The sequence below is a fragment of the Nonomuraea roseoviolacea subsp. carminata genome, from assembly GCF_024172185.1.
In the GTDB taxonomy this organism is placed as follows: Bacteria; Actinomycetota; Actinomycetes; order Streptosporangiales; family Streptosporangiaceae; genus Nonomuraea; species Nonomuraea roseoviolacea.
The window spans coordinates 850,799-862,117 of the sequence record NZ_JAMZEC010000001.1 but is presented as its reverse complement, the minus strand read 5'-3'; the positions used below and the strand labels follow the sequence as shown (position 1 = coordinate 862,117).

The window sequence follows — 11,319 nt, the reverse complement described above, 5'->3', positions numbered from 1 at the left end:
GGTCGGGCCCGGACACGACGGTGGCGGCCGGGAACGCCGGCCGCCACCGCCGTCCGTCAGATCATCCATAGCAATATCGCCGCGTACGCGACATTCGACTTCAACCCGGCCTTCCCCGTGGTTACCATGCGATCGATCCCGGCATCTCCCACGTCCATGAGATCGGGGGACCATGGCGACGCAGGAAGAGATCGACGCCGCCCGGCGCCAGATCGAGCGATTACGCGACCAGCACGCGAACGACGTGATCGCGCTCGTCCGGCTGGTCGACGACGGGGCGCTCAAGGGCGAGGCGGGGGACAGGCTCGCCGCCGACCTGCGCGCGTGGGACCAGGGCTTCAAGGACATGTTCACCCGCGCCCTGTCCCTGCTGGACTCCCTGAGGCCGTCCGACCATCGGGGGGCCGCCCCCCGATGAGCCCCATGGTCGGCATCAACCCCGCGCTGATGACGCAGCTCATCAACGGCATGAAGCGGGTCAGCGGCACCATCCCGGACGTCGGCCTCCAGGTGGAGCGGGCGCTGACCGCGCTGGACATCCCGCTGTGGGGCCCGACCCCGGTCCGCGCCATCGGTCACCAGATGAGCGACCGGATCCCCGCCCTCCAGGGCCGCCTCGACCTGATCCTCGCCACCCCCGACCGCGAGCCCGGCAAGGGCGGCACGCTGTGGGCCAACGAGTCCGACTGGCTGTCGAAGTCCCCCGCCGAGGGGGCGGCGTCCGCCAGGACCCTGGCCGCCAGGCTCCGGGAGCGGATCAAGGATCACGCGCTCGACGCGAAGAGCGTGGCCGACGTCGAGCGGCACAGGAACGACCCGTACTTCGCCCTGGCCCTCGCCAAGGAGATCCCGCCGCGCGAGCTCAAGGCCCTGATCGCCCGGACGTACGGGGCCGGCCTCACACAGTCGGAGCGCCCGTCCCAGCGCGACGTCCGGACCCAGGACCGGCTCGCCGCCCTGCTCAGCCGGATCCTGGGCACGGCGTCGCGGGGCGTGGGCTCGATGAGGCTGCCCGCCGACTACGCCGACCGGCTGGTCGAGGACGTCGAGAACCCGCAGAACGCGTTCGCGGTCAAGAAGCTGCTCCAGGACGGCGACTTCGACCCCGCGTTCCTGCTCACGGTGGTGCGGAAGCTGTACGACAAGGACGTGGCCCACCCGCCCGACCCGAGCCTCCCGCGAGACCCCTGGACGAAGCCCGGCCCCAAGGACGTCTCACCGGGAGACCTCAGCCCCATGGGGACGGCGCTGGTCGCCCTGGCCCACCATCCCGCCGTGGCCCAGGACTTCTTCACCGACCCGCAGCGCAGACCGCTGGCGTACCTGATGCGCAAGCACCCGTGGGACGGCGACGCCGACGGCGACCTGGGGTGGGCGATACAGGCGGCGAGCACAGAGTTCCGGGACCATGATCTGCCGCCGGGGGGATCGCGGGGGTACAGGTCGGCGTTGATCGCTTCTTGGGCGGTCCGGTTCTGGAGCGATCCCAAGGTTCAGGGGAATCTGCCGCATACGCGGGGGAACCTCGGTACGGTCTTGGGCCATTACATCGGGGATGTGCACCGCGACGCGCAGTCCTTCACTGACAAAGTGCCCGGCGTGGTGGCAAGTCCGGATCCAGACAAGAGCCTGCGGGGTGCGGAGCCCTATGGCGCCACCTTCAATGGGAGCGACATTCAGAAGGCGATGACGTGGGCGTTCGCGGACGACGACGCTTTGGAGACGGTGGCCGCTGCACACGGGGTATATTCCGCCAAGTTGCTGGACGAACTCGCTGCAAACGTCGCAGCGGAGATCGGCGCCAAGTCCTCGCAATGGCAGACGGCGCACCCCGGTGCTTCGCGACAGGAACTCGACGCTGTGCGACAGGACATCCTGGAGGAGCGCATGAGTCGAAGCGGAGGCGCCCAATTCGCAAGCGCGGTGCGTGATCTCAGCGTTACCACCTGGCTGATCACTGATGCTGCTAACGTCTCGGACATTGAGGAAGCGAAGGCTGACGATGCGCGGCTCGCGGCCTTCAAGGGTATGGCTGAGAAGGTGGTCGGCCTGGCTCCGGGGCCGCAGGGGAAGTTCGTCGGGCTCCTGGTCGACGAGGCCAAAGGAGCGATCTTCGGCAAGATGAAGTCCAGCAATGAGGATCGAGCTCGCCAGGACGCGGACACCACAATGGGGGTGGCCCAGCATATGTTCACCGATCTCACTGCGGCAGCAATGATGCGCCACGGGCTTTTCGGGGACGGGTCCGTGCCTGCCGTGACGCACCCGTATTACCACAAGGACTTCTCCGCGGGTTCACAGGGCGACTTCATGGTCGACGGGAAGATGAGGTCATGGGATGACATGAACGCCGACCAGCGAGATGCCTACACCGAGTGGTTGGGCTTACCCACGACCGGCCGCGTCTTCAGCCGCCCGGACGAGTCCATCGAGCTCGGCTTCAACAAGGCCGAAAAGTATTACTCGGGCCATGGCTCATGAGAGGCCGGTCATGGATACTGACCATTCTCGCCGTCCTCGGCCTCGCAGCGGCGTGCTCATCCCCGCCTCCTCCACAGGACACCCGGCCGCTGGGCGACGTGACCGCCGCGCCGCAAGAATGTGACCTGATATCGGCCAGCGCCATCAAGATTGCCACCGGGCTCGACCGCTACAAGGTCCTCGGCACGAAAATGGACATGGGGCGTCACTTCGAGTCGTGCACGGTTATGGACAGGACAGGCCGAGAGGACGGCGGAGGACTCCTCATCGAACTCTTCGACCCTTCCACGGATCGCCAGGAAGATCTGGAGAACACCAAAAGATCGAACCGAGGGGTCGACCTTCCTGACCAGCTAGGGCCCGGGTTCGCGGCGTGGCGGAAGAACGAGCAGGACCAGACGATCGCCACCGTCTACGGATGGACGCCCGACTACAAGCGCCTCCTCACCATCAACATCATCGAACACGCCCCCGGCCGCGACTCCCTGGCCGACGCGACCGAATTCTTCCGCCAGCTCAAACCCCTCCTCCTCGACCACCCCACATGATGATCAGACCCCCACGACATCCGGCCACAGCTTGCGCACCGTCTCCGCCCGTTCCTCGATCAGCCGCATGCGCAGGCTCCACTCCATGGGCGCGTAGTGGCCGGCGGCCGCCGTCTCCTGGCCCGGCCACTTGCGGTACAGCAGGCCCGCCTCGCCGTGGAAGTAGCCGTAGCTGACGACGCTGGCCGGCACCAGCAGCCCCGTGTCGTCCGACCCCGGAACGCCCATCCAGCCGCCGAGTGCCACGGCCAGCGGCCGGCGGATGCAGATGCTCGTGGGGTGGACCGGGAGCCGGTAGCCGTGGGTGCGCCAGTGGTCGAAGACGTACCCCGGCTCCATCCGTCCTGGCTCCGGGTCGCTGTCGAAGGCGACCGTCGAGCCGTCGGGCAGCAGGTCCAGCACCGGGGAGGTCGTCCACTGCACCAGCGGGTCCGACGAGAGCACCTCGATGTCGCGGGCGAGCACGCCGGGGGTGAGGACGTCGTCGTGGTCCAGGTTCTTCACCAGATCGCCGCGGGCCCGCGCGAGCGCCATGTTCCGCGTCAGGGCGACGCCGCCCCGCCGGCCCGTGGCGAAGCGCACGACGGGGTCCTCGGGGAGGATCTCCAGGGCGGCGCCGGTGTCACCGTCCTCCTGGATGATCCACTCGACCTCCCAGCCCCGGGGTAACTCCTGCGAACGCACCGACTCGTAGGCTTCCAGGAGCTGCTCGCGCACCGGCCGGTAACTGGGCGTGATGACGGAGATCAGGGGCACGTGACGAGACCGGCCTTTCGCGACTAATGGTGGATATGTGACCTATGTGAAACGGTACGCGGTCGTGGCGGTGGAGGGCGGGTGGCTACGATCCGTTCATGATCGCCGAGCTTGAGGCCCTCGCCAGGATCGCCGAGGGCATGGTCGTTCCCGTCGCGTTCGCGGCGGCGGCCGTGACGCTCGCGACGTCGTCCGCCCCGCCGAACCGCCACACGTGCCTCGGCCGGCCCTATGTGAGCTGGGGATGGGCCCTGTCGCTCGTCGGCCTCTGCTTGATGGCGCTCAGCGCGTGGTCGGCGTACGAGGACTCGCACTACGGAGCCCTGGAGGCGATCGGGCTCATGCTGATGGCCCTGACGGGCGCGGGGCTGCTCCTCCTCGGCCTGGGGCCGTTCGCCTCGCGGCTGCTGGAGATCCTCGCCGGGTACGCGGAACGGCTGCCGCTGCCCGTCCGCCTGGCGGCCCGTGACCTGGCCGGACGTCGTGAGATCACGGCCAGCGCCATCACGGTGACGGCGATGGCGACCGCCCTCGGCATCGCGTTGACGGTCGTCGCGGTCGGCATGACGGGGCAGAGCAGCGCCCAGTACGTCCCCAGGGCCCGGCCCGGCGCCCTCCTGGTGGGGTATTTCGAGGCGGGGCACCTCGGCGACGTACGTGCGGCGGTCCAGCGGGAGTTGCCTGGAGTGCCCGTCACGCAGACCGAGACCCTGAGCGGCTCTCTGTTCGGAGACCAGACCTTCAACGCGAGTGCCGACGACGTCGATCTGTCGGACGAATCCGCCTACTGGTCCCAGGTCATCGGCGACGAGACGCTGCTGAGGTATCTCACGGGCGACCAGGCGACGCCGTACGACCCCGACAAGGCCGTGGTGGTCACGACCGACGACGTGCGGGTCGACTCGGTCGAGATCGACTACCGCGTGAACGGTCGCGACAGCGCGGTGAAGGTCGAGACCATCCCGGCGGTCGTGGCCGGAACCGTCGATCCGCACATGGAGACGATCTTCATCCCGGCGAAGATCGCCCGTGACCGGGGCCTCCGGCTGGTGCCGAACGAGCTGATCGTCGATCCCTCCCTCCACCGAGCCTCGGAGGACGAGCGGGCGCGGCTCCGCAGCCGGCTGGGCGACATCGCGGACGCCTATGTCGAGCGGGGATACCAGCCCATGATCGGCTGGCGGGTCGTCGCCGCGGCGCTGCTCCTCCTCGCCCTCGGCGGCGCGTCGGCGACCGGGATCGGCGCGGCGGCGCGGGCGCGTCCGGGGCAGGTGCTGCGGCGGGCCGGCGCCGGATCGGCGGCTCTGCGGTGGTTCGGCGCCTCCCGGGCGGGGATGGGCGCGCTGTGCGGGGTGGTGCTCGGCGCGCTCGCCGGATGTCCCGTCGGGATGCTGCTGATCTGGCCCCTGACGATGTCGACCACCTGGGAGGACCCGCCACGGGTGCTGCCCTTCGAGACCCCGTGGGCCGCTGTCGCGGCCGTGGTCGTCGGCCTGCCCGTCCTCGCCGCCGCCCTCGGCGGGCTGCTCGTGCGTGAGCGGGCCGTCGTGGCCCGGGACTACTCCCGGCGTAGTAGCGCGGCCGGTCGTTGATCCCGGTGCGGTAGCGGCAGAAGACTCCGTCCGCAGGACGCCCCTGAACGACGGCTGCACGACGATGGCGGCCGTGATGACGCAACAGGTGAGGGAACGGTCCGCGCCACCCCCGGTCCCGGCGGTGGACCCTGCGGAACAGAGCTTGGCGCGGCTGCTGCGCCCCCACGCGTGGAGTTTCGCCGCCGTCGTCCTCCTGCAGGTGGTCGGCGCGGTCGCCGGTCTGGCGCCGCTGCTGGCGGTCGCCGAGCTCGGCCGCGCCCTGCTGTCGCCCGGCCCGGCCGACCAGGACCACGTCTGGACCGTCGTGCTCGTGGGTGCGGCCGGCCTGCTCGTGCGGCTGCTGTTCACGGCCGCGTCGTCCGGGATCGGGCACCTCGTCGACGGCCAGGTGCAGCTCGCGTTGCGCCGGCGGCTCGCCGCGCGGCTGGGACGCGTGCCGATCGGCTGGCTCTCCCGGCGCCGGACCGGCGAGCTGGCCAAGGTGGTGGGCGACGACGTGAGCGCCGTCCACCCGGTCGTCGCCCACGCTCCCGGCGAGCTCGTCGCCGCCTTCGTCGTGCCGCTGGTGTCGCTGGTCTACCTGTTCGCCGTCGACTGGCGGCTGACGCTGATCACGCTGGCGCCCGTGGTGCTGGCGGTGGCGCTGGTCCCCCTCATGATGACCCCGGCCCGGCTGCGCGAGCAGAAGGAGTTCGACGCGGGCATGGGCCGGATCTCGAACGCCGCCGTCGAGTTCGCGCAGGGCATCGCGGTGGTCAAGGCGTTCGGCGGGGCCGGTCGCGCCCACCGCAGGTTCCGCACGGCCGCGGACGAGTTCACCGACGCCTTCCTGCGCTGGGTGCGCGGCATGGCGCCGGTCGCCGCGGGGATGCAGCTCGCGCTGTCGCCGCCGTTCGTGCTGCTGGTCGTGCTCGCCGGCGGCGCGGCTCTGATCACGAACGGCGCCATGGAGCCGGCCGCGCTGCTGCCCTTCCTGCTGCTGGGACTCGGCCTGACCGCTCCGGTGGCGGCGCTCGGCCACGGCTTCGACGATCTGCAGGCCGCCCGGCGCGCCCTCGGCCGGATCGGCGACGTGCTGGCCGTGCCGCCACTGCCGGAGCCCGCGCGCCCGGTCGCGCCCCGGGGCCACCGGGTGGAACTGCGGGACGTGCGCTTCGGCTATGAGGCCGGGCGCGAGGTGCTGCGCGGGATCGACCTGGTGCTGGAGCCGGGCACGGTCACGGCGGTCGTCGGGCCGTCGGGGAGCGGGAAGTCCACGCTGGTCCAGCTCCTGCCGCGGTTCTTCGACCCGACCCACGGCTCGGTCGTCCTGGGCGGCGCCGACCTGCGCGAGATCGGCAGCCGGGAGCTGTACGAGAAGGTGTCCTTCGTCTTCCAGGACGTCCGGCTGCTGCGCGCGTCGGTCGCCGACAACATCGCGCTGGCCGTGCCGCGGGCCGGCCGCGAGGACGTCATGCGCGCCGCCCGCCTGGCCGACATCCACGACCGGATCCTCGAACTGCCCCGCGGGTACGACTCGGTGATCGGCGAGGACGCCGGGCTGTCGGGCGGCGAGGCACAGCGCGTCGCGATCGCGCGGGCACTGCTCGCCGACGCGCCCGTCCTGGTGCTCGACGAGGCGACCGCCTTCGCCGACCCGCGCACCGAGCAGGCGGTGCGCCGGGCCCTGGCGACACTGGCGGGCGACCGGACCGTCCTGGTCATCGCCCATCGCCTGGAGACGATCGCCGACGCCGACACCGTCGTGATGCTGGAGGACGGCGTGATCGTCGAGCACGGCACGCCCGCCGAGCTGCTGGCCCGCGACGGCAGGTTCGCCGCGTTCTGGAAGTCCCACCGATCGGCCGCCGCCGGCGAGAGCGGCGCGCCCCGAGGAGACGAGCCCCGATGATCCGCATGTTGCTGCTCGTCCTGGGAGACGAGTACGCCCGGCCGGTGCGCCGCACCGTGGCGCTGATGACGACGACCGCGGTGGCCGAGGGGCTGTCGTACGCGCTGCTGGTGCCGGTGCTGCGGGCGCTGTTCGGGGGCGCGCCCGGCGACGCCGGGCCCTGGCTGGTCGCGTTCGGGACCGCGGTCGCCGCCTACGCGGCGCTGCGTTACCGCAGCGACCTGTCCGGTTTCCGCGTCGCGACCGCGCTGCTGCGCGGCATGTTCCACCGGCTCGGCGACCACCTGGCCCGGCTGCCCGTCGGCTGGTACGGCCCGGACCGCGTCGGCGAGGTGTCCGTGCTGGCCGGCAGCGGCGTCCTGCAGGCCATGAGCGTGATCGTGCACCTGCTGGCGCCGTTCCTGACCGCCTGCGTGACGCCGCTGACGATCGTGGCCGTGATGCTCGCCTACAACCCGCCGATGGGGCTGGCCGCGCTGGTCGCCGCGCCGGTCGTGGCGGCCGTCCAGATCTGGACGGGACGCTCGACGGCCGCCGACGACGAGGAGCGCCACGAACGCGACCACGAGGCCGCCGGGCGGGTCATCGAGTACCTCCAGGCCCAGCCGGTGCTGCGGGCCGGCGGCCGGACCGCCGAACGCTTCGGACTGCTCGACGACGCGCTGCGGGAGATCCGGCGGGCCTCCCGGCGTTCGGTGCTGTCGTCGCTGCCCGGCACCCTGGGCCTGACGCTCGTGGTGCAGGCGGTGTTCACCGCGCTGCTGGTCCTGGGCGCGTACCTCGCGCTGGGCGGGACCGTCGGCGTGGCGGAGGTGCTGACGATCTTGGTGCTGGCCGCCCGCTGCGCGGATCCGCTGCTGTCGCTGTCGGGCATCGGCGGCAAGCTCCGCGGCGCGCGCTCCGTGCTGGCCAGGCTCGACGCGGTGCTGCGCACCGAGCCGCTGCCGGAGGCGCCCGAACCGGTCCAGCCGGTACGCCACGACCTGGAGTTCGCCTCCGCCGTCTTCCGGCACGGCGACCGTACGGTGCTCGACGGCGTGTCGCTGTCGGTGCCAGAGGGGCGGCGGCTGGCCGTCGTCGGGCCGTCGGGCGCCGGCAAGAGCACGCTGCTGCAGTTGCTCGCGCGCTTCCACGACGTGGACGGGGGAGCGGTGCGGCTGGGCGGCGTGGACGTGCGCGCGATCGGCACGGAGGCGCTGATGGCGCGGATCGCGATGGTGTTCCAGGACGTCTACCTGTTCGACGGCACGATCGAGGAGAACGTGCGGCTCGGCCGCCCCGGCGCCACCGAGGCCGAGGTGCGGGCGGCGGCGGCCGCGGCGCGCCTGGACGAGGTGGTCGAGCGGCTGCCCGGCGGCTGGGCGACGAACGTCGGCGAGGGCGGCGCGCTGCTGTCGGGCGGCGAGCGCCAGCGCGTCTCCATCGCGCGGGCGCTGCTGAAGGACGCGCCGATCGTGCTGCTGGACGAGGTGACCTCCGCGCTGGACCCGGTGAACGAGGCGGCCGTCCACGAGGGCATCGAGCGGCTGATGGCGGGACGGACGGTGGTGATGGTGGCGCACCGGCTGCGGACCGTCCGCCGCGCCGACCGCATCGTCTTCCTGGACGGCGGCCGGGTCGTGGAGGAGGGCGGCCACGACGAGCTGCTGCGCCGCGGCGGCCGCTACGCCGAGTTCTGGGACCTCTCCCTGGAGCCGGTGGCGCGCGAGTGAGCGGAGCGCTCAGACGCGCACCACGGCGGTGCGGGCGTGGCCGCGGCTGCCGCCGACCTTCACCTTGACCGCTCGCTTGGACCTGCGCACCCCGTGGTCGCCCTCCTTGACCGACCGCACCGGCCACGGCAGCGTGATCCGCACCTCGTCGGCGGTCCTGGACGGGTCGGAGACCGCGAGCCGTACCCGCCGGTGGTCGCGGCGGATCAGCAGAACGCACGGGCCGTCGGCGGTGAGCGGCCCGTGCGGGGTCTCGACGGTCCCGGCGCGCCAGAAGACGGCGGCGAGCAGGTCGCCGCGGGAGACGGCCTGCGCGGTTGCGGAGTTGGCGAGGATCTCGACCCGGCGGGCATAGGCCTTGGTCTGCGCGACGGAGGCGCCGGGCAGCACGGCGTAGGCGTAGCGGGCGCGGTGCGGGTCCACGCCGTGGTCGATGAGGATCGTCGTGTAGTGCCTGGTGACGGGGGTCGTGTCGCCTCCGGTGGTGGCGCCCTTGTCGATGTCGCGCCAGCGGCCGGTGCGCTTCTCGCGGATCACCTTCGCCTTGGCGCCGTCGAGCAGCGCGTAGCCCGCCACGCCGGACAGGTGGACCCAGCCGTCGCCCCGGGCCAGCGGCGGGTGCGTGTCGTGCGTGTTGCGGTTCTCCACGATCGTCTCGGCGCGGCGGCCGTCGGAGGCGGTGATCCCGGCGCCGAGGGCGATCACCGCGTCGTCGAGCAGGAACCACGCCTTCCTGGCCCGCAGCGAGGAGCCGTCGGCGATCAGCCTCATGGCCGCCACGCCGTACTCGCCGTCGAGCGCGACGCCGCCCGCCCACGGGGTGGGTGGCAGGGCGCGCCCGCCGTGCGGCAGATCGGCGCGCCTGCGGCGGTCGACCGTCGTGCCCGGCAGCCGGTACGGGTCGATCGTGGGCCACAGGTCGTCGTTCCAGTGGGTGAGGTCGTCGGTGTAGAGGTAGGTCATGCCGTCGCCGGTGTACCAGCCGTGCAGGTTCTCCCGGTTCATGGCCTCGGCCGCGCCGACCCGCTCCGAGCTCATCGCGATCGCGTACGCCCAGGTGGGGCGGCGGTGCACGACCCGGTCCATGTCGGCGAAGACGTACGTGCCCGTCGTCCGCGGGCTGACCGGCACAGACGCGTCCTCCAGCAGGGCCCTGGCCTGGGCGATGCTCGGCAGCGGCGCGAGCGTGTCGTACGGTATGGCCTGGTTGCGGGTGAGCCAGCCCTTCACCATCGGCCGCCACCGCCGGGCGTGGCCCTCGGGCGCGGCCTCCAGCAGGGTGAGGATGGCCTCGACCGCCTTCTGCCCCGAGTGGTAGTCGCGGTGGCCCTGCACCGAGATCTGCCGGCCGCGCACGCAGTCCATCATCAGCCCGTCGAAGACGAACGGGACGAACGAGCGGTCCACGATGTCGTAGACGTCGCCGACGCCGGTGATCTGCCACGGCGAGCGCGCCAGCATGGCGATGAGCTTGGCCACGCTGTCCAGGTAGTCCACGCCGTAGCTGCCGTTGTAGGGGTACACGCCGTGCTGGATGAACGACCCGTCGCGGTAGAAGCCGTCGCCTGGGCCGGAGGTCGGCCGCAGCAGGGCGGAGACCGCGTCCCTGGCCCGCTCGATCAGGCCCGCGTCGTGGGTGAGCAGGCCGCGCATCGCCACCGCCATGGCCTTGCCCGCCCGGTTGGCGCCGGTCTCGACGACGCCGGGGTGGCTGACGCGCCGCTCGGGGTCGGGGCACCAGCGGCGTAACGGGCGCAGCCAGCGCTCGACGCGGTCCCTGGGCAGGCCGTCGTACATGAGGGCGCAGGTGTCGGTCAGCGAGCGGGGGACGCCGATCTCCCACCAGTACCAGTTGCTGCCCCGCCGGTCGAGGCCCTCGTTGTAGGCGTGCTCGTACAGGAAGTCCAGGGCGCCGGCCGCGGTCTCGGCGACCTGCCGGTCGCCGTGCATGGCGGTGCCCGGCGTGGCCCAGCCCAGCGCCAGCGCGCGCATGCGGTTGTAGGAGCGGTTGAAGTTGCCGGTCCCGGGGTCGTCCAGGGGCAGGTCGGGCCACAGGCTCGGGCGGCCGGGGTCGGGCGCGAGCTTGCGCAGCACCGCGTTGGCCGAGCCCTCGACGGCCTGCGTCCGTTCCAGGTAGGCGGGGTCGTACGACCCTCCGGCCAGCAGGCTCACCCACCGCTCACGCGCGGCGTCGAACGCGGCGGCGCCGACGGCCACGTTCGCCGCCGCGGCCGGTCTCGGCGCCAGGGCGAGGCCGGCCAGGGCGGCGGCGCCCAGCAGTGCGGACCGTCGGCTGAGGGGGTGGGTCATGACCGCCTTTCCGACATTCAGCCAGA

8 protein-coding genes are annotated in these 11,319 nt (G+C 72.1%); 6 read left to right on the top strand and 2 right to left on the bottom strand.

Features of this window, described 5'->3' with window-relative positions:
- The first annotated feature begins 172 nt into the window (after positions 1–172).
- From HD595_RS03980 to HD595_RS03970, 3 genes are all read left to right on the top strand, one after another.
- Positions 173–418, top strand: coding sequence for a hypothetical protein (locus tag HD595_RS03980; RefSeq protein WP_253765678.1), 246 nt, complete (start codon positions 173–175; stop codon positions 416–418).
- A gap of 5 nt (positions 419–423) precedes the next feature.
- The gene (locus tag HD595_RS03975; RefSeq protein WP_253765676.1) at positions 424–2,481 is read left to right on the top strand and encodes a hypothetical protein; all 2,058 of its coding nucleotides are present in this window, start codon (positions 424–426) and stop codon (positions 2,479–2,481) included.
- Positions 2,482–2,579: 98 nt separating this feature from the next.
- A complete protein-coding gene (locus tag HD595_RS03970; protein WP_253765674.1) occupies positions 2,580–3,029 on the top strand; it encodes a hypothetical protein in 450 nt (149 codons plus the stop codon).
- Between the two features lie 3 nt (positions 3,030–3,032).
- Here the strand turns inward: HD595_RS03970 and HD595_RS03965 are convergent, their stop codons facing one another.
- Positions 3,033–3,785: a glycosyltransferase gene (locus tag HD595_RS03965; protein ID WP_253765672.1), complete on the bottom strand. Its 753-nt coding sequence runs from the start codon at positions 3,783–3,785 to the stop codon at positions 3,033–3,035.
- A gap of 98 nt (positions 3,786–3,883) precedes the next feature.
- On the opposite strand from HD595_RS03965, the gene HD595_RS03960 reads away from it, so the two are divergent.
- The 3 genes from HD595_RS03960 (at position 3,884) to HD595_RS03950 (ending at position 8,983) form a co-directional block, all read left to right on the top strand.
- Positions 3,884–5,377: a hypothetical protein gene (locus tag HD595_RS03960; protein WP_253765670.1), complete on the top strand. Its 1,494-nt coding sequence runs from the start codon at positions 3,884–3,886 to the stop codon at positions 5,375–5,377.
- A 124-nt stretch (positions 5,378–5,501) separates the two neighbouring features.
- Positions 5,502–7,271, top strand: coding sequence for an ABC transporter ATP-binding protein (locus HD595_RS03955; RefSeq protein ID WP_253765668.1), 1,770 nt, complete (start codon positions 5,502–5,504; stop codon positions 7,269–7,271).
- Positions 7,268–8,983, top strand: a complete 1,716-nt coding sequence (locus tag HD595_RS03950) for an ABC transporter ATP-binding protein (RefSeq protein WP_253765666.1) — start codon at positions 7,268–7,270, stop codon at positions 8,981–8,983. Before HD595_RS03955 ends, HD595_RS03950 begins: the two co-directional genes overlap by 4 nt.
- Before the next feature lie 9 nt (positions 8,984–8,992).
- On the opposite strand, the gene HD595_RS03945 is transcribed toward HD595_RS03950, so the two are convergent.
- On the bottom strand, positions 8,993–11,293 hold the full coding sequence (locus tag HD595_RS03945; RefSeq protein ID WP_253765664.1) for a polysaccharide lyase 8 family protein: 2,301 nt from the start codon (positions 11,291–11,293) through the stop codon (positions 8,993–8,995).
- Positions 11,294–11,319: the final 26 nt, after the last annotated feature.

Coding starts and splice junctions, on each gene's coding strand:
- HD595_RS03975 (WP_253765676.1), top strand. CDS start 424: ATGGTCGGCATCAACCCCGCGCTGATGACGCAGCTCATCAACGGCATG.
- HD595_RS03945 (WP_253765664.1), bottom strand. CDS start 11,293: ATGACCCACCCCCTCAGCCGACGGTCCGCACTGCTGGGCGCCGCCGCC.
- HD595_RS03950 (WP_253765666.1), top strand. CDS start 7,268: ATGATCCGCATGTTGCTGCTCGTCCTGGGAGACGAGTACGCCCGGCCG.
- HD595_RS03980 (WP_253765678.1), top strand. CDS start 173: ATGGCGACGCAGGAAGAGATCGACGCCGCCCGGCGCCAGATCGAGCGA.
- HD595_RS03960 (WP_253765670.1), top strand. CDS start 3,884: ATGATCGCCGAGCTTGAGGCCCTCGCCAGGATCGCCGAGGGCATGGTC.